Source organism: Pseudomonas sp. LAMO17WK12:I10 (genome assembly GCF_900215185.1).
In the GTDB taxonomy this organism is placed as follows: Bacteria; Pseudomonadota; Gammaproteobacteria; order Pseudomonadales; family Pseudomonadaceae; genus Aquipseudomonas; species Aquipseudomonas chlororaphis.
The window spans coordinates 43,886-62,187 of the sequence record NZ_OBDX01000014.1 but is presented as its reverse complement, the minus strand read 5'-3'; the positions used below and the strand labels follow the sequence as shown (position 1 = coordinate 62,187).

The 18,302-nt window shown below is 64.6% G+C and carries 15 protein-coding genes; 5 read left to right on the top strand and 10 right to left on the bottom strand.

The features are described 5' to 3' along the window. The first annotated feature begins 62 nt into the window (after positions 1-62). A complete protein-coding gene (locus CRO75_RS16595) occupies positions 63-845 on the top strand; it encodes a class I SAM-dependent methyltransferase (protein ID WP_097136862.1) in 783 nt (260 codons plus the stop codon). A 71-nt stretch (positions 846-916) separates the two neighbouring features. Here the strand turns inward: CRO75_RS16595 and CRO75_RS16590 are convergent, their stop codons facing one another. Further along, positions 917-1,561: a TetR/AcrR family transcriptional regulator gene (locus CRO75_RS16590; RefSeq protein WP_097136860.1), complete on the bottom strand. Its 645-nt coding sequence runs from the start codon at positions 1,559-1,561 to the stop codon at positions 917-919. 93 nt (positions 1,562-1,654) lie between these two features. Between CRO75_RS16590 and CRO75_RS16585 the strand changes: the two genes are divergently transcribed. Together CRO75_RS16585 and CRO75_RS16580 are read left to right on the top strand one after the other, a co-directional pair. Next, a complete protein-coding gene (locus tag CRO75_RS16585; protein WP_097136858.1) occupies positions 1,655-2,755 on the top strand; it encodes an efflux RND transporter periplasmic adaptor subunit in 1,101 nt (366 codons plus the stop codon). Positions 2,756-2,761: 6 nt separating this feature from the next. Beyond that, positions 2,762-5,827: an efflux RND transporter permease subunit gene (locus CRO75_RS16580; RefSeq protein WP_097136855.1), complete on the top strand. Its 3,066-nt coding sequence runs from the start codon at positions 2,762-2,764 to the stop codon at positions 5,825-5,827. A gap of 114 nt (positions 5,828-5,941) precedes the next feature. Here CRO75_RS16580 and CRO75_RS16575 read toward each other — a convergent pair whose 3' ends face one another. The 3 genes from CRO75_RS16575 to plsB are packed head-to-tail and all read right to left on the bottom strand — an operon-like array spanning position 5,942 to position 9,616. After that, positions 5,942-6,631 (bottom strand): DUF4197 domain-containing protein, encoded by a 690-nt coding sequence (locus tag CRO75_RS16575; RefSeq protein ID WP_007927927.1) that lies wholly within the window; start codon positions 6,629-6,631, stop codon positions 5,942-5,944. Positions 6,632-6,658: 27 nt separating this feature from the next. Then, complete coding sequence (locus CRO75_RS16570) at positions 6,659-7,057, bottom strand: YbaY family lipoprotein (RefSeq protein WP_062823547.1); 399 nt, start codon at positions 7,055-7,057, stop codon at positions 6,659-6,661. A 54-nt stretch (positions 7,058-7,111) separates the two neighbouring features. Beyond that, positions 7,112-9,616: a glycerol-3-phosphate 1-O-acyltransferase PlsB gene (gene plsB, locus CRO75_RS16565; RefSeq protein WP_053259787.1), complete on the bottom strand. Its 2,505-nt coding sequence runs from the start codon at positions 9,614-9,616 to the stop codon at positions 7,112-7,114. A gap of 244 nt (positions 9,617-9,860) precedes the next feature. On the opposite strand from plsB, the gene CRO75_RS16560 reads away from it, so the two are divergent. Further along, complete coding sequence (locus CRO75_RS16560) at positions 9,861-10,070, top strand: cold-shock protein (protein WP_007927922.1); 210 nt, start codon at positions 9,861-9,863, stop codon at positions 10,068-10,070. Between the two features lie 83 nt (positions 10,071-10,153). Here the strand turns inward: CRO75_RS16560 and CRO75_RS16555 are convergent, their stop codons facing one another. The 4 genes from CRO75_RS16555 to CRO75_RS16540 form a co-directional block, all read right to left on the bottom strand. Continuing rightward, the gene (locus CRO75_RS16555) at positions 10,154-10,531 is read right to left on the bottom strand and encodes a hypothetical protein (RefSeq protein WP_007927921.1); all 378 of its coding nucleotides are present in this window, start codon (positions 10,529-10,531) and stop codon (positions 10,154-10,156) included. A gap of 83 nt (positions 10,532-10,614) precedes the next feature. Next, entirely contained in the window at positions 10,615-11,424 is an 810-nt protein-coding gene (locus tag CRO75_RS16550; RefSeq protein ID WP_007927919.1) for a putative RNA methyltransferase, read from the bottom strand. After that, positions 11,424-12,575, bottom strand: coding sequence for a succinyl-diaminopimelate desuccinylase (gene dapE / locus CRO75_RS16545; protein WP_062823546.1), 1,152 nt, complete (start codon positions 12,573-12,575; stop codon positions 11,424-11,426). The genes CRO75_RS16550 and dapE overlap by 1 nt, the downstream gene beginning before the upstream one ends. A 199-nt stretch (positions 12,576-12,774) precedes the next feature. Further along, positions 12,775-15,369: a glycosyltransferase gene (locus CRO75_RS16540; RefSeq protein WP_097136852.1), complete on the bottom strand. Its 2,595-nt coding sequence runs from the start codon at positions 15,367-15,369 to the stop codon at positions 12,775-12,777. A gap of 263 nt (positions 15,370-15,632) precedes the next feature. Here CRO75_RS16540 and tcdA point away from each other — a divergent pair, with 263 nt between their 5' ends. After that, complete coding sequence (gene tcdA / locus CRO75_RS16535) at positions 15,633-16,442, top strand: tRNA cyclic N6-threonylcarbamoyladenosine(37) synthase TcdA (RefSeq protein WP_162270014.1); 810 nt, start codon at positions 15,633-15,635, stop codon at positions 16,440-16,442. A 141-nt stretch (positions 16,443-16,583) separates the two neighbouring features. Here tcdA and CRO75_RS16530 read toward each other — a convergent pair whose 3' ends face one another. Further along, a complete protein-coding gene (locus tag CRO75_RS16530; RefSeq protein WP_062823544.1) occupies positions 16,584-16,994 on the bottom strand; it encodes a SufE family protein in 411 nt (136 codons plus the stop codon). Next, entirely contained in the window at positions 16,991-18,196 is a 1,206-nt protein-coding gene (locus tag CRO75_RS16525; RefSeq protein WP_097136850.1) for a cysteine desulfurase, read from the bottom strand. Before CRO75_RS16525 ends, CRO75_RS16530 begins: the two co-directional genes overlap by 4 nt. Between the last annotated feature and the right edge of the window lie 106 nt (positions 18,197-18,302).

Here is an 18,302-nt window from a genome sequence, read left to right as displayed (position 1 = left end):
TGCCGGATAGTTCTTTTATCGGCAGCTTTTGCCGATCATTAATTTTTTGAGCGTGTTTTCAGATGAGTGAGCAACCAGCGGCCTGCCGCATCAAAGTCGAGGCCTTGGCCGATGCATTCCAGCCGCAGGCCGCGCACTGGGCCGAGCGACTGGGGCTGCCATTGCAGATCGACCAGGCGGAGTTCGCCCTGCAGGTCGGCGAGCAGGGCTTGCAGCTGCAGCAGCTCGGCGCCGACGCGCCAGGGCCGGTGCGGGTGGACTTTGTCGAGGGTGGCGCGGCGCACCGGCGGCTGTATGGCGGCGGTAGCGGGCAGATGATCGCCAAGGCGGTGGGCATTGCCCAGGGCGTGCGTCCGCGGATCCTGGATGCCACGGCGGGGTTGGGCAAGGATGCGTTCGTCCTGGCCAGCCTCGGCTGCGAGATGAGCCTGATCGAGCGCCAGCCCTTGATTGGCGCCTTGCTGGAAGATGGCCTGGCCCGGGCGGGAGAGGATTTCGAGGTGGCGCCGATCGTGGCGCGCATGCACCTGCTCAAGGGCAACTCGATCGAGGTCATGCGCAACTGGGAGGGCGAGCCGCCCCAGGTGATCTACTTGGACCCGATGTTCCCGCATCGGGAAAAGACCGCGCTGGTGAAAAAGGAAATGCGCCTGTTCCGCCCGCTGGTCGGGGACGACCCGGACGCCCCGGCGCTGCTGGAGGCCGCCCTGGCCCTGGCCAGCCACCGGGTGGTGGTCAAGCGCCCGCGCAAGGCGCCGTGCATCGCAGGCCCCAAGCCGAGCCATGCGCTGGATGGCAAATCCAGCCGTTACGATATCTATCCGAAGAAGGCGCTCAAGGCCTGATCTTTATCAGGCCTTTCGGCTGTCTAGAGCGAGCAGGGACCGGGCGTCCCGCTCGCTCCGTTGTCACAACCTCAGGCCGACTCCGGCCGATACGCGCGCATGAACAATCCCACCACTTCCCGCACATGCTCCTCGGCGGCTTCGTCGCTCAGCGGCTCGCCGCAGCCGTAGAGCAGGCGAAAGTTCGCCGTGCCCTTGAGCAGGCAGAAGAAATGCTCGGCGGCGTTGCGCGGCTTGTCGATGCGCAGGGCGCCGCTCTGGTCGATCCTGGTCAGCAGCCGCTCCATGCCTTGCACCATGCGTTGTGGCCCGGTCTCGAAGAAGATCTGCGAGAGCTTCGGGTCCTGGCTGCCCAGGGCCATGATCAGGCGATGCAGGTTCAGGGATTCTTCGCTGTTGATCAGCAGGTGAAAGCCCCGGCCAATGTTCAGCAACACGCTTTCGATCGGCATGCCGGCCGGCAGCTCGAAGATCAGCGTCGGCAACTGCTCCTCGCACTTGGCCGCCACCGCGGCGCAGAACAGGGTCTCCTTGTCGTTGAAATGGCTGTACACCGTCAGCTTGGAAACACCTGCTTCGGCGGCTACCGCGTCCATGCTGGTGTTGGCGTAGCCATTGCTCAGGAACAGCATTTTCGCGGCTTCGAGGATGGCCTGGCGTTTTGCCAGGTCCTTGGGGCGGCCGGGGCCGTTTGAGGTGGAAAGATTGTCGGACATTCTTCGCTTTAATACTGGACTGGTGAGTTTGCTATTAATAACATACCCGCCAGTATAATTATTCGAAGCATCCTTAGCGAAAGGTCCCCCACCATGTTCCGCTATGCCTTACCCCTCGCGTTGCCCGTCAGCCTGGCCGTTCTGCTGTCCGCGTGCGGACATGAAGAAACCGCGCAAACCACCGTTCGCCCGGCCATGGTGGTGCAGCCAGAGCCCGCGGCGCAGGCCATGGACAGTTACCCCGGCGAGGTCCGCGCGCGTTACGAACCGGACCTGGCGTTCCGGATTGGGGGCAAGGTCAGCCGACGACTGGTCGATGAGGGGCAGCGGGTGAAAGCCGACCAGCCATTGGCCGAGCTCGACCCGCAGGACGTGCGGCTGCAACTGGAGGCCACCCGGGCCCAGGTGGCGGCGGCCGAAGCCAACCTGAACCTGGTGCGCTCCGAGCGCGACCGCTACAAGACCCTGATGGATCGGCAACTGGTCAGCCGTTCCCAGTACGACAACGCCGAGAACCTGTATCGCTCGGGCCTGGCCCGGCTCAAGCAGATCAAGGCCGAGTTCGACGTGGCCAGCAACCAGGCCGGTTATGCCGTACTGCGCGCGCCCCAGGATGGTGTCGTGGCCCGGCGCACGGTCGAGGTCGGCCAGGTGGTCGCCGCCGGCCAGACCGTCTTTACCCTGGCTACCGACGGCGAGCGGGAAGTGCTGATCAGCCTGCCGGAGCAGGGTTTCGGCCGTTTCCGCATCGGCCAGCCGGTGTCGGTGGAGTTGTGGAGCCAGCCCGACCAGCGTTTCGCCGGGCAGATCCGCGAGCTGTCGCCGGCCGCCGACCCACGCTCCCGTACCTTCGCCGCCCGCATCGCCTTTACCGCCGGCAAGGTCCCGGCCGAGCTGGGGCAGAGCGCCCGAGTGTTTATCCAGTCCGCGGCCAGTGTGCCGTTGTCGGTGCCGCTGTCAGCGGTGACTGCGGAGAACGGTGCCGCCTATGTCTGGCGGGTCGACGCCAACAACACCCTGAAAAAGACCCCGGTGCGCCTTGGCGCCTTCGGCGAAAAGAGCGTGCCGGTTCTCGAAGGCCTCGGGGTCAGCGACTGGGTGGTGGCGGCGGGTGTGCATGTGCTTCATGAGGGGCAGCAGGTGCGCCCGGTGGATCGCTCCAACCGCGTGGTCAATCTGGCGGCCAAGGAGTAATCCCCGATGGGTTTCAATCTTTCCGAATGGGCGTTGCGCAACCGCCAGATCGTGCTGTTCCTGATGCTGTTGCTGGCCATTGTCGGGGCGTTGTCCTACACCAAGCTGGGCCAGAGCGAAGACCCGCCCTTCACCTTCAAGGCCATGGTGATCCGCACCAACTGGCCGGGCGCCACGGCCCAGGAGGTTTCCCGGCAGGTCACCGAACGCATCGAAAAGAAACTGATGGAAACCGGCGAGTACGAGCGCATCGTCTCGTTTTCCCGCCCGGGCGAGTCCCAGGTGACCTTCATGGCGCGCGACTCGATGCACTCGAACCAGATCCCCGAGCTCTGGTATCAGTTGCGCAAGAAGATCAGCGATATCCGCCATACCCTGCCGCCGGGTATCCAGGGCCCGTTCTTCAACGATGAGTTCGGCACTACCTTCGGCAATATCTATGCGCTGACCGGCGACGGTTTCGACTACGCGGTGCTCAAGGATTACGCCGACCGCATCCAGATCCAGCTGCAGCGGGTCAAGGACGTGGGCAAGGTCGACCTGCTGGGCTTGCAGGACGAGAAGGTCTGGATCGAGCTGTCGAACGTCAAGCTGGCGACCCTCGGTCTGCCGCTGGCGGCGGTGCAGCAGGCCCTGGAGGAGCAGAACGCGGTGTCCACCGCCGGCTTCTTCGAAACCAGCAGCGAGCGCCTGCAATTGCGGGTGTCCGGTAATTTCCAGAGCGTCGAGCAGATCAGCAACTTCCCGATCCGGGTGGCCGACCGCACCTTCCGTATCGGCGATGTGGCGGATGTGCGTCGCGGCTTCAACGATCCACCGGCGCCGCGCATGCGTTTCATGGGCCAGGACGCAATCGGCCTGGCCGTGGCGATGAAGGACGGCGGCGACATCCTGGTGCTGGGCAAGGCGCTGGAACTGGAGTTCGCCCGGATCCAGAAAAACCTCCCCGCCGGCATGGAACTGCGCAAGGTCTCCGACCAGCCGGCCGCGGTGAAGACCGGCGTCGGCGAGTTCGTCCAGGTGTTGGTGGAAGCCCTGGCGATCGTGCTGCTGGTGAGCTTCTTTTCCCTGGGCGTGCGCACCGGCATGGTGGTGGCTTTGGCGATTCCGCTGGTGCTGGCGATGACTTTCGCCACCATGTATTACCTGGGGATCGGCCTGCACAAAATCTCCCTCGGCGCGCTGGTGTTGGCGCTGGGCCTGCTGGTGGACGACGCGATCATCGCGGTGGAGATGATGGCGATCAAGATGGAGCAGGGCTACGACCGGCTCAAGGCCGCCAGCTACGCCTGGACCAGCACCGCGTTTCCGATGCTCACCGGTACCCTGATCACTGCCGCGGGTTTCCTGCCGATCGCCACGGCGCAGTCCGGCACCGGCGAATACACCCGTTCGATCTTCCAGGTGGTGACCATCGCCTTGCTGGCCTCTTGGATCGCCGCGGTGGTGTTCGTGCCCTACCTGGGCGAGAAGCTGCTGCCGGACCTGGCCAAGCTGCACGCGGCCAAGCACGGCAGCGCCGACGGCCAGCCCGATCCGTACGGCACGCCGTTCTATCAGCGGGTGCGGCGGATGGTGGAATGGTGCGTGCACCGGCGCAAGACCGTGATCGCCCTGACCGTGCTGCTGTTCATTGCCTCGGTGATGCTGTTCCGTTTCGTGCCGCAGCAGTTCTTCCCGGCTTCCGGGCGCCTGGAACTGATGGTCGACCTGAAGCTGGCCGAGGGCGCGTCCCTGAGCAATACCGCCGAGCAGGTCAAGCGCCTGGAGGCGATGCTCAAGGATCATGCCGGCATCGATAACTATGTAGCTTACGTCGGCACCGGTTCGCCGCGTTTCTACCTGCCCCTGGACCAGCAACTGCCGGCGGCGAGTTTTGCCCAGTTCGTGGTGCTGGCCAAGACCATCGAGGAGCGTGAAAGCCTGCGCAGCTGGCTGATCGAAACCCTCGACGAACAGTTCCCGGCCCTGCGCTCGCGGGTCACCCGCCTGGAGAACGGCCCGCCCGTGGGCTATCCGGTGCAGTTTCGCGTCACCGGCGAGCACATCGAAGAGGTGCGGGCCCTGGCGCGCAAGGTGGCGGTCAAGGTGCGCGAGAACCCCCACGTGGTCAACGTGCACCTGGATTGGGAAGAACCGAGCAAGGTGGTCTACCTCAACATCGATCAGGACCGTGCGCGGGCCCTGGGCGTGAGCACGGCCAACCTGGCGAAATTCCTGCAAAGCTCGCTGACCGGTTCCAGCGTCAGCCAGTACCGCGAAGACAACGAGTTGATCGAGATCCTACTGCGCGGGACCTTGCATGAACGCACCGAGCTGTCGCTGCTGCCGAGCCTGGCGGTGCCCACCGACAACGGCAAGAGCGTGGCGCTGTCGCAGGTCGCGACCCTGGAGTACGGCTTCGAGGAAGGCATCATCTGGCACCGCAACCGCCTGCCGAATGTCACCGTGCGGGCCGACATCTATGGCAAGGAACAGCCGGCGACCCTGGTGCAACAGATCCTGCCGACCCTGGAGCCGATCCGCGCCGAACTGCCGGACGGTTACCTGCTGGATGTCGGCGGCACCGTGGAAGACTCGGCGCGCGGGCAGAACTCGGTGAAGGCCGGCGTGCCGCTGTTCATCGTGGTGGTGTTGACCCTGCTGATGCTGCAACTGCGCAGCTTCTCGCGCACGGCGATGGTGTTCCTCACCGCGCCGCTGGGGCTGATCGGCGTGACCCTGTTCCTGATGGTGTTCCGCCAGCCGTTCGGCTTCGTGGCCATGCTCGGGACCATCGCGCTGTCGGGGATGATCATGCGCAACTCGGTGATCCTGGTGGATCAGATCGAGCAGGACATCGCTGCCGGGCTCACGCCGTGGCAGGCGATCATCGAGGCGACGGTCAGGCGTTTCCGGCCGATCGTGCTGACCGCGTTGGCGGCGGTGCTGGCGATGATCCCGCTGTCACGCAGCGTGTTCTTCGGGCCGATGGCGGTGGCGATCATGGGCGGGCTGATTGTCGCGACGGCGCTGACCCTGCTGTTCCTGCCAGCGTTGTATGCGGCGTGGTTCCGGGTCAGGAAAACCTGAGCTTCTGTAGGAGCGAAGCTTGCTCGCGATTTAGACGCCGCTGTGTGCCTGGCACACTGCAGCGCCTAAATCGCGAGCAATCGAGCGTCGACCGGCCGCTCCTATGGGTAGGAGTTACAGGCTACCGAACACCTTCTTCGCCAGGCTGGTGGCCGCTGCCGCCGGGTTCTCGCGAATGGTCGCTTCCTGTTTGCCGATCATCTCGAACAGGCCGTTGAGCGCCTGTTCGGTCACGTAGCTTTCGATATTCGCGTTCTTCGCATCCAGCACGCCGAAGGTGGCGGCCTGGCCGGCGAAGGCGTTGTACTGCTTGGCCAGGCCCACCTGGTCGGTGGCCTGTTTGACGATTGGCAGGAACTTCACGCGGATCTGTTCGCGGCTGGTCTTGCTCAGGTACTGGGTGGCGGAATCCTTGCCACCGCTGAGAATGCCCTTGGCGTCCTCCACGCTCATCTTCTTCACGGCATCCACCAGCAGCGCCTGGGCCTGCGGCACGGCGGCCTCGGCGGCCTTGTTCATGCTGGTCTCGAGTTCCTCGACCTGGGCGCCCATGCCGAACTGCTTCATTTTCTTTGCCACTTTGCCGAGGTTGCCCGGCAGTTCGATGCGCACGTCCGGGTTGTTGCTGAAACCGCCGGCGGTGCCCAGTTGTTTGACCGCGACCTGGGCTCCCTGGGTCAGGGCGTCCTTGAGGCCGCCGGTGGCGTCTTGCTGCGACAGGTCGCCGAGGGACAGCGCCAGGGCACTGGCACAGATCAGCAGGCCGGCGCACAGGCTGGTGAAGCGAAGGGAAGAACGGAGCATGGCAGCTTCCTTGTTCGAGAAAAGGGATTAGCGAACCGCGTCGACACGGATTTTCAGCGGTTGCGGATCGCTGCCGTCGAGTTTCACCCCGTTATGCTCGGTGGTGACGAACAGCAGTTTGCCAGCCACTTCGATCCGCGCGCTGACCGAATAACGGTGCCCGGGTTTGACCTGGGCCGGGTCGTAGCTGAGGTGGAAGGGCAGCGGCACCTGGCCTTTGACCGGGCCCTTCTGTTCGGCCAGCAGCACCGCGGGGGCGTCGGCCAGCGACACGTCCTGCAGGCTGACGCTCAGGGTGGCGGCTGGCGGCAGGGCGATGCGTTGCAGGTAGAAGACTTCGCCATCGAGGCTGGCTTTGCTGGCAGGTTGCATGCTGTTACAGGCCCCGAGCAGGGTGGTAAGGGCGAGCAGGGTGAGCTTTTTCATGCTGGATCTCCGTATCGGGGGGGGCGCCAGAAACTACCTGGCGCCGATAAGAATCTAGTCGCTTTGTTGCGGGGCGGCGACCTGTTCGGCGGCATCTTCGCTACGATGCAGGGCCACTTGGCGGATCGATAGGCGAATTTCCGCCGGCAACACGCGCTTGGCCGCGCCCTCGGCCAGTTCACCGAGCAGTTCGTGGTAGCTCAGCTTGCCGGCCTCGTCGCGGCGCAGCACGTCCTGCTCCAGCAAAGTCTGGATGAAGTGGCGGAACAGGCTCTTGTCGAAGAACTCCGGGGCATTCAGGCCATGCAGGATCGACAGGCGCTGGGCCATGACTGTGCACAGGTCTTCCAGCTCTTCGGCGCTGATGCTGCGCTGGCCGCTGTTGAGTAGCAGCGAGATGGCCATGTAGAAGCGCTGCAGGGTCTGGGCGATGCTCTTGGACAGCAGGGTCAGCAGCACGAAATGCCGCGAGCTTGGGGCCGGACGCAGGTACAGCTCCTTCTCGAAGCGCAGCAGGCCTTGCTCGACGAAGGCCTCCAGCCATTGGTCGATCACCCCGTCCAGCTCGTCCAGGGACCAACGGATGAACAGCTCTGACTGCAGGTAGGGGTACAGCGCCCGGGTGTAGCGCAGGATCTGTTCGCGGCTCATGCGCGACGAGCTCTGGAAGAAGCTCGCCAGCAACGCCGGCAGGGCGAAGATGTGCAGCACGTTGTTGCGGTAGTAGGTCATCAGGACGGCGTTCTGCTCGTCCAGGTAGAGGATCTTGCCCAGGGCATCGCTCTGCTCGGACAGCAGGTCCATGTCCTTCACGTGCTCGATCAAGGCCCGGCCATCGCCTTCCGGCAGGGTGGTGTGGGGCGAGTAGGGAACCTTGCGCAGCAGCGCCAGGTACAGGTCCAGGACCCGGGCCATGGCGCGGTCGTCGAGGGCCAGGCGGCTGGTGGACAGCAGCGCCAGGGCCACCAGGTTGACCGGATTGATCGCCGCCGCCTCGTTCAGGTGCTGGGCGACTTTTTCACCCAGGCGGTTGGTGGTTTCGTTGAGCCAGGCCGGCTTGAACTGCGGACCCAGCTCCTGGGCGCGCCAGCCCGGCTGTTCCTGGTCGAGGAACTCGGCCAGCTTGATCGGCTCGCCGAAGTTCACCGCCACCTGGCCGAAACGCTGCTTGAGGGCGCCGATGACCTTGAAGATGTCGAAGATCGACTCTTTCTTCTTGCTCGCCCCGCGCAGCTCGCCCAGGTAGGTGCGGCCTTCCAGCACGCGCTCGTAGCCGATGTACACCGGGACGAAGACGATCGGCATGCGCGAGGAGCGCAGGAAGCTGCGCAGGGTGATGGCCAGCATCCCGGTTTTCGGTTGCAGCATGCGCCCGGTGCGCGAGCGCCCGCCCTCGACGAAGTACTCCACCGGGAAACCCTTGGTGAACAGGGTGTGCAGGTATTCGTTGAACACCGAGGTGTAGAGCGGGTTGCCCTTGAAGGTGCGGCGCATGAAGAACGCTCCACCCCTGCGCAGCAGGCTGCCGATCACCGGCATGTTCAGGTTGATCCCGGCGGCGATGTGCGGCGGGGTCAGGCCGTTGCGGAACAGCAGGTAGGACAGCAGCAGGTAGTCGATGTGGCTGCGGTGGCAGGGCACGTAGATCACTTCGTGGCCCGGGGCGACTTTCTGCACGCTTTCGATGTGGTTGACCTTGATCCCGTCGTAGATCTTGTTCCAGAACCAGCTCAGCACCACTTCGAGGAAGCGGATCGCGGTGAAGGTGTAGTCCGAGGCGATCTCGTTGCCATAACGCAGGGCCACGGCCTTGGCTTTTTCCGGGGAGATCTTTTCCCGTTCGGCTTCGTCGAGGATCGCCTGCTTGACCAGCGGCTGGTTCAGCAGGCCCTTGACCAGGTTGCGTCGGTGGGAAATGTCCGGGCCGATCACCGCGGCCTTCAGGTTGCGAAAGTGCACCCGCAGGATGCGCTGGGCCATGCGCACGGTGCGCTCGTGGCCCTTGTTGTGCTCGATCAGTTCGCGCAGGTGGATCGGCGCGGAGAATTGCACCCGGGTCTTGCGGCCCAGGATCATGATGCTCAGCAGCCGGCGCAGACGCCCGGTGACTGCCCAGCTGTCGGCGAACAGCAGTTTCCACGGGCTCGATTCGCTGTCCGGCGACTGGCCCCAGAACACGCTGACCGGAATGATCTGCGCGTCTTCGGCGGCATTCTGGCTCAGGGCGCTGACCAGGCGGGTCAGGGTCGGTGGCGCGCCGCGCTTGTCCTGGCGGCCTAGCCAGTCCGGGGCCGGGGTCAGGTAGAAGAACGCGGCGGGTTCCAGCAGGTTACCCACCGAGACCGGCAGCACCGGGCGCGGCAACCCGGCCTTGGTGCACTCGGTATCGACCACGGCAAGGTCGGTGAGCGAAGGGTTTTGCAGGACGTAGAACACCGGACGACTGCGGTCGAGGTTGAGGGTGAAGGACGACTGGTTGATCGTCTCCGAGCGAACCCAGAGGTACAACAGTCGACGCAAGGTGCCAAACACAAGACGGCGGAACGGGGAGCGGGTCATACGGCTTCTGCTTTAGTGGAAAAAACCGAGCAGTTGCTCGGGGCGGCTAGTGTGCCGGATTCACCGAAAATCGGCAAAAAAGCGGCAAACAAGATTGAGTTGAGAGTTTTTCTGCCTGTCATATACTCGCCCGACTGACGCCTGGGCATGCGGGGCCCATCAATAGAATCCCAGGTCCAGGCGAAAGTTCTCACGGCTTCGTTTCAGTAAGCCGACTGATAATAAAAAGACGGAGGATGGATTGATGGCAACTCGCGAGACCGGCAGCGTGAAGTGGTTCAACGACGCCAAGGGCTACGGCTTCATTCAGCGTGAAGGTGGTGCCGATGTATTTGTCCACTACCGTGCTATTCGTGGTGAAGGCCACCGCTCGCTGACCGAAGGGCAGCAGGTTGAATACGCCGTGGTAGAGGGGCAGAAGGGTTTGCAGGCAGAGGATGTAGTCGGCTTGTAAGCGCTGTGCCTTGTAGGAGCGAAGCGTGCTCGCGATAGCGTCAACGCTATGGTGGGCAAGCCTCGCTCCTACAGTAATCAGAGTCAGGCGGTACGCCAGGTAATCTCTTCTTCCCCGTCGGCGCTGATGCGAATCCAGCGGTCGGCCGATTCCTCACCTTCTTCCTCGACCCAGCTGCCCGGTGCGCAGCGCACTTCGACGTTCAGCGCGGCGAAGGCGGCGCGGGCGCAGGCGATGTCGTCGTCCCACGGCGTCTGGTCGCTTTCCAGGTACAGGCTGTTCCATTTGCCCACGGCTTTGGGCAGCCAGGTCACTGGCACGCTGCCCGCCTTGCATTTGTAGGTCTGGCCCTTCTGCACCCAATCGCTGCACGGGCCCAGGGCCGCGCCGAGCCAGGCGGCGATGGCCTTGTGGTCGACGTCGGCGTCTTTCAGGTAAATCTCGATATCCGGTTGGCGCATGGATGTCCTCACTGCGGGTCTGAAAAATCCATTCGCGGATTTATTCGGTCTCGAGTCGCTGCTCGAGACCGTGGATTAATGGGTTATTGCAGCACGAAGTAATCGTAGCGCATCGACACGCTGACCTCGAAGGGCTCGGCCTGCTCGATCACGCTGGCGCGGCGTTCGGCACTGGCGCGCCAGCCGTGGGGCGTCATGGCCAGCAGGTTGGCGCGATCCTGCGGATTGCTCAGCGTCAGCTTGAAGTCCAGGGTTTCACTGTGTTGCAGCGCCATGCCCGCGGGCACCAGCGCCAGGTGTTTGTCGTCGGTGTATTCGCGGACCTCGTCGTACAGGCGCTCGCGCAATTCCATCAGGTGGCCGCTGGTCGGCCCGACCTTCATCAGGCCGCCGCCAGGGCTGAGCAGGCGCTTGGCTTCCTGCCAGTCCAGCGGGCTGAAGACGCTGGCGAGAAACTGGCAACTGGCGTCGGCCAGGGGCACCCGGGCCATGCTGGCGATCAACCAGGTCAACTGCGGGGCACGGCGGCAGGCGCGCTTGACCGCTTCCCGGGAGATGTCCAGGGCATAACCGTCCGCCTGGGGCAGGGCTTCGGCGATCTGGGCGGTGTAGTAACCCTCGCCGCAACCGATATCGACCCAGCGCTGCGGGGCGCGCTCGGCGGCCAGCTCGGCCAGGCGCCTGGCCACCGGGGCGTAATGGCCGGCATTGAGAAAGTCGCGGCGGGCTTCGACCATGGCCTGGTTGTCCCCCGGGTCACGGCTGTTCTTGTGCTGCACCGGCAGCAGGTTCAGGTAACCCTGGCGGGCACGGTCGAAGCGGTGCCCGGCCGGGCACACGACACCGTTGTCGACGGCGCTCAGGGGCGCCGCGCAGATAGGGCAGGCAAGCATCAGGCGAGCAACTTGATCAGGGTCTGGTAGTAGATTTCGGTCAGCACGTCGAGGTCGCTGGCCAGCACGCGCTCGTTGACCTGGTGGATGGTGGCGTTGACCGGGCCCAGCTCGACCACCTGGGTGCCGAGGGTGGCGATGAAGCGCCCGTCGGAGGTACCGCCGCTGGTGGAGGCCTTGGTCTCGCGGCCGGTGACGTCCTTGATGCTGGCCGACACCGCGTCGAGCAGGGCGCCCGGCTCGGTGAGGAACGGCAAGCCCGACAGCGCCCACTCTACATGCCAGTCCAGGCCGTGCTTGTCGAGGATGGTGGCCACGCGCTGTTGCAGGCCTTCGACCGTGGATTCGGTGGAGAAGCGGAAGTTGAACACCGCCACCAGCTCGCCGGGGATCACGTTGGTCGCACCGGTACCGGAATTCAGGTTGGAAATCTGGAAGCTGGTGGGCGGGAAGAAGGCATTGCCGTCGTCCCAATGCTCCGCGGCCAGTTCGGCCAGGGCCGGGGCTGCCAGGTGGATCGGGTTCTTGGCCAGGTGCGGGTAGGCCACGTGGCCCTGCACGCCGCGCACCGTGAGTTTGGCGCCGAGGGAGCCGCGACGGCCGTTCTTGACCACGTCACCGACCAGGCTGGTGCTCGACGGTTCGCCGACGATGCACCAGTCCAGGCGCTCCTTGCGCGCTGCCAGGCGCTCGACCACCGCCTTGGTGCCGTGGTGGGCCGGGCCTTCTTCGTCGCTGGTGATCAGGAAGGCCACCGAGCCTTTGTGCTCCGGGTAGTCGGCGACAAAACGCTCGGCCGCCACCAGCATCGCCGCGAGGCTGCCTTTCATGTCCGCCGCGCCGCGCCCGCAGAGCATGCCGTGCTCGTCGATCAACGCGTCGAACGGGTCGTTCTGCCAGGCCTGGACCGGGCCGGTGGGCACCACGTCGGTATGGCCGGCGAAACACAGCACCGGGCCTTCGTGCTTGCCGTGGCTGGCCCAGAAGTTATCCACATCCTCGATGCGCATCGGCTCCAGCTTGAAGCCGGCATCGCCCAGGCGCTGCATCATCAGCTTCTGGCAGTCGGCGTCGACCGGCGTCACCGACGGGCGGCGGATCAGGTCACAGGCGAGTTGCAGGGTCGGCGAAAGGTCGGCGTGGGCCGTCATGGGGAAACTCCGGTGCAAGGCGTTATGTGTAGGCGCGAGGCTTGCCCGCGATGGAAAACCTGAGGTGTCTCAGGCAAACCGCGTCGTGGCTATCGCGGGCAAGCCTCGCGCCTACGGTAATGGGGCAAGGCGCGCAAAATGGCGGATATCTTAAAGCAAAACGGCGGCCAGAGGCCGCCGTTTAGTGCTTTGCCGCGATTTATGCGGCTGCCACCGGCGCGCTTTCGGCAAGCGGTTTTGGCAGCGACGACAGGAAGGCCATGACCAGTGCCGCCACATACGGCAGCGACTGCACCAGCAGCATGGTCACCCAGAAGCGCATGTCGTTGCTCGGCAGGCCGCCCTGCACCAGGTAGATGCCCAGCGCCGCGCCCCACAACAGCAGCATGATGAACAGCTCTTCCCGGGCTTCCGAGATCGCCACCCAGAAGCCGTGGTTGTCGGCATTCTTCGGCGTGCGGAAGAACGGAATGCTGCTGGTGAAGAAGCCGTACAGCACCGCCTTGGCGATGGTGTGGGACAACGCCAGGCCCGCCACGGCCGCGCAGAACGCGTCCTTGAGGTTGACCCCGACCGCCCGGCGGTAGAGGAAGATGATCTTGCCGACCTTGAACACGAACAGCGCCAGGGGCGGGATCGCGAAGATCAGCAACGGCGGATCGACGCGCTGCGGCACGATGATCATCGCCGCCGACCAGAGCAGGGCGCCGAGGGTGAAGAAGATGTTCATGCCATCCGCCACCCACGGCAGCCAACCCGCGAGGAAGTGGTAGCGCTGGCCACGGGTCAGCTCGGTGTCCTTGCCGCGCAGCAGGCTGGCGGTATGGCGCTTGATGATCTGGATCGCCCCATAGGCCCAGCGGAAACGCTGTTTCTTGAAGTCGATGAAGGTATCCGGCATCAGGCCCTTGCCGTAACTGGTGTGGTAGTACGCCGCCGACAGGCCTTTCTCGAACACCCGCAGGCCCAGTTCGGCGTCTTCGCAGATGCACCAGTCGGCCCAGCCCAGTTCTTCCAGGACCGAACGGCGGGTCATGGTCATGGTGCCGTGCTGGATGATCGCGTCACGGTCGTTGCGGGTGACCATGCCGATATGGAAGAAGCCTTTGTATTCCGCGTAGCAGAGCTTCTTGAAGGTGCTTTCGTTCTGGTCGCGGTAATCCTGCGGCGATTGCACCACGGCGATTTTCGGGTCGGCGAAGTGCGGCACCATGTGCTTGAGCCAGTTGCGATCAACGCAGTAGTCCGAGTCGATCACCGCGATCACTTCGGCGTCCTTGGCGGTGTGCGGGATCAGGTAGTTCAGCGCGCCGCCCTTGAAACCGGCCAGGGGCGCGACGTGGAAGAACTTGAAGCGCGGGCCGAGGGTCTCGCAATAGGCCTGCACCGGCTCCCAGACCGCCGGGTCCTTGGTGTTGTTGTCGATGATCAGGACTTCGAAGTCCGGATAGTCGAGGTTGGCCAGGGCATTGAGGGTCTGTTTGACCATTTCCGGCGGCTCGTTGTAGCACGGCACATGGATCGAGACTTTCGGCCGGTAGTTGGAGTCGCCTTCGACCGGCAGGAACTCGCGCCGGCGCTTGTGCACCCAGACCGCCTCGGCCAGTTCATGGGCCTCGGTGAGCAACACGATGAACACCCCGAGCGCACCCAGGGCGAGCAGGAAGCCCACCGTCAGGCTGAACCAGGTGCTGTATTGCTGGCTGTAGTCGTAGCCGATCCACACCAGCACCGAGCCGCAGAGGAAGGCGATGAAGGTCAGGAAGGTCCGCCCGCGCTGGCGCAGGGCCGAGCCGTCGATCATCAGCAGGGTCAGGGACAGCAGCGCCAGGACCACCGAGCCGATGGCCAGCACGCGCCATTGCGGGATCGCCACCACCGGGCCTTCGAAGTTGAATTTCTGCTGGCGCGCGGCGTTGAACACGCCCCAGTAGGCGCCCACCGAGCCTTCGTCGCTGGCCTTCCACGGCTGGTCGAAGGCTTCGATCACGAAGTAGTTGTAGCCCTGGCGGTTGAGCTTGTTGACCAGGTTACGCAGGTAAATCGCCTGGTCCGCCGGGCTGGCGTCGGCGCCGCCACGCATGCGGCCGTTGCTCGGCCAGCCCACCTCGGACAGCAGCAGCGGTTTTTTCGGGAACATTTGTTTCAGGTCGCGGGCGCGGTCGAGGACGAACTGCCCGGCCTTGTCCATTGGGACGAATTCCCAGTAGGGCAGGACGTGCGCGGCGATCAGGTCGACGTGCTGGGCCAGTTCCGGGTGTTCTTTCCAGACGTGCCACTGTTCGGAGGTGGTGACCGGCACCTTGACCGCGGCCCGTACGCGATCGAGCAGGACGCTCAACTGGTCGGCGGTGATTTCCTTGCGGAAGATCGCTTCGTTACCGACCACCACGCGCACCACACTGCGCGAGGTGTTGGCGATGTCGATGGCGCGGGTGATTTCACGCTCGTTGCGTTCCAGGTCCGGGCTGATCCAGATCCCCAGAGTCACGCGCAGGCCGAACTCTTCCGCCAGCTTGGGGATGTTCTCCAGCGTGCCATCGACCGAGTAGGTCCGGATGTTGTCGGTCAGCTTGCTCATGATCTCCAGGTCGCGACGCATTTCGTCGTCGGTCGGGAACTGGTCTTTCTGCGGGAACTGGCCCAGCTGGAAAGGCGAGTAGGAAAAGCCGGAGATTTGTGCAGGCCAATTGGGGGCGGAAACCGGGCGGTTGACCAGTGCCCAGAAGCCGGTGAACAGGGCGGCAATTGCCAGAACCACCACCAGGTTGAGTCCAAATTTACGCGATGACATAGCTATTTCGGGTTCCAAAGGGTGTGGAACGGGGGAACGGTCGGCATGCGCCAAGCGGCGCGCATCCTGCACTGGCCTTCGACTGAGCGTACAGCGCACAGGGGAAAGCCGCAGGTTGGGCAATCCAACTCGATTTAAGTTCTCGGCGCCGGAATTTTCAGATTGTTCCCTCATTAAAGCAGCCCTGACTGCCATTCATAGGGCAAAGATGCTCTTGGCGGGCATCGGCCCTATAATGCGCGCCGGTTTTTGGGGTAATGGTCATGAGTACAGAAGATCCGCGGTTTGCTGGCGTCGCCCGGTTGTATGGTATCGAGGGGCTGGAACGCTTGCGCGCCGCCCATGTGGCGATCGTCGGGGTCGGCGGGGTCGGCTCCTGGGCGGCGGAAGCCATAGCCCGTTGCGGCGTGGGCGAGATCTCGCTGTTCGACCTGGACGACGTCTGTGTCAGCAACAGCAATCGGCAGTTGCATGCCCTGGACAGCACGGTTGGCAAAGCCAAGGTCGAGGTCATGGCCGAGCGCCTGCGCGGGATCAATCCGGCCTGCACCGTGCATGCGGTGGCGGACTTCGTCACCCGTGAGACCATGGCCGAATACATCACGCCGAACATCGATTGCGTGATCGACTGCATCGACAGTGTCAACGCCAAGGCGGCACTGATCGCCTGGTGCAAGCGGCGCAAGATCCAGATCATCACCACCGGCGGCGCGGGCGGGCAGATCGACCCGACACTGATCCAGGTCTGCGACCTGAACCGGACCTTCAACGACCCGCTGGCCTCGAAAGTGCGTTCGACCCTGCGTCGCGACTACGGTTTTTCCCGCACCGTGACCCGCCACTACAGCGTGCCTTGCGTGTTTTCCACCGAGCAGCTGCGCTACCCTAAACCGGACGGCAGCATCTGCCTGCAGAAGAGCTTTGTCGGCGATGGCGTGAAGCTCGACTGCGCCGGCGGTTTTGGCGCGGTGATGATGGTGACCGCGACCTTCGGCATGGTTGCGGCGACCAAGGCGGTGGACAAGCTGGTGGCCGGTGTGCGGCGCCCGGCGGACAGAGTCAAACCCCTGTAGCCGCTGCCGCAGGCTGCGATAAGGCCCGAAGGGGCTTGCGAGGTCCTGAAGAGCACGTCTCCTGCGGAGTCGATCGCAGCCTGCGGCAGCGGCTACACAGCTCCGTGTCTTATCCAGGCTCAGCGGTTGTGTCGACCAGCGTCAGCGCGTGCCAGCCAGCTCGCGCATCCGCTGCAATACCGCGTTCAGCCCATTGCTGCGCGACGGCGACAGCTGGCGCGACAGGCCCAGTTGATTGAACCAGTCCGGCAAGTCCACCCGTTGCAGTTCCTCGGCGGACAAGCCGTTGACCCGCGCCAGCAGCAGGGCCACCAGGCCACGGATCAGGCGTGCATCGCTACTGGCGGCGAACTGCCAGTGGCCGTCCTGCAAGGTGCCCACCAGCCAGACCTGGCTTTCACAACCATGCACCCGATTGGCCTCGACCTTGTCGGCGTCGCTCAGCGGCGCCAGGCGTTCGCCCCATTGCATCAGCAAGCGCGCGCGCTGTTCCCAACCGGGAGCGCCCTGAAAGCTGTCGAGGGCCGCCAGGGCCTCGGCGGGCAGGCTCATCGCAACAGCTCCAGTGCCTGATCGAGGGCCTCGAAGAAGCGTTCCAGGTCCTCGGAGTCGTTATACAGCGCCAGGGATACGCGGATCGCCCCGGCCAGGCCGAAGCTTTTCAGCAGCGGCATGGCGCAGTGATGCCCGGCGCGCACGGCGATGCCCTGTTCGGTCAGCAGGTGAGCCAGGTCGGCGTTGTGCACGCCATCGACCACGAAGCTGACCAGCGCCAGCTGCGGCTTGCCCAGCAGGCGCAGGCCTTTGCGGGCCAGCAGGCCATGCAGCAGGTAGGCGTGCAGCGCAGCTTCATGGGCGCTGACGGCGTCCTGGTCGAGGCCGCTGAGGTAATCCAGGGTCGCGCCCAGGCCAATCACACTGGCGATCGGTGGAGTACCGGCTTCGAAACCCAGCGGGGCGGGGCGGAAGCTGGCGTGCTGGTATTCGGCCTGCTGGACCATCTCGCCACCAAACTGCCAGTGACGCAGGCCTTGCAGCGCCTCGGTGCGCCCGTACAGCACGCCGACGCCGTCCGGGCCGTAGAGCTTGTGGCTGGAGAACACATAGAAATCGCAGCCCAGCGCCTGCTCATCGTGGCGGCCGTGGACCACGCCCTGGGCGCCGTCGACCACGGTCAGGGCGGCGTGCGCCTTGGCCAGGGCCAGCAACTGCGGCAGGGGCTGCCAGGCACCGAGCACGTTGGACAGCTGGCTGACGGCCAGCAGCCGGGTGCGCGGGCCGATCAGGCGGGCCGCGGCGTCGAGATCGATCAGGCCGTCGTCGTCCAGCGGCAGTACCACCAGGTTGAGGCCGCGACGGTGCGCCAGTTGCTGCCAGGGCAGCAGGTTGGCGTGATGCTCCAGGGCGCTGATGACGATTTCGTCGCCCGGGTTGAATTGGTGTTCCAGGCCATAGGCCAGGAGGTTCAGCGCGGAGGTCGCGCCGTGGGTAAAGATGATCTGCCCGCTGTCACCGCTGTTCAGCCACTGCGCCACCTTGTGCCGGCTGTTCTCGAACGCCTGGGTGGCGTGAGCGCCAGGCAGGTGCTGCGCGCGATGCACATTGGCCGCGCCATTGGCGTAGTAGTGCGCCAGGGCGTCCAGCAGGGCTTGGGGTTTTTGCGTGGTGGCGGCGTTGTCCAGGTAGGTCTGGTCCTGCCGTTGCAGGGCGGCGATGGCCGGGAAGTCGGCACGCCAGGGAGAAGGAATCATCATGCTATCGGGCCCTGGTGAACATGGGCGGGTATACGCCGGACCTGTAACCGGTAGGAGCGAGGCTGCCCGCCAAGGGGCCTTCGAGGCAACCCAAAGTTTCGCGGGC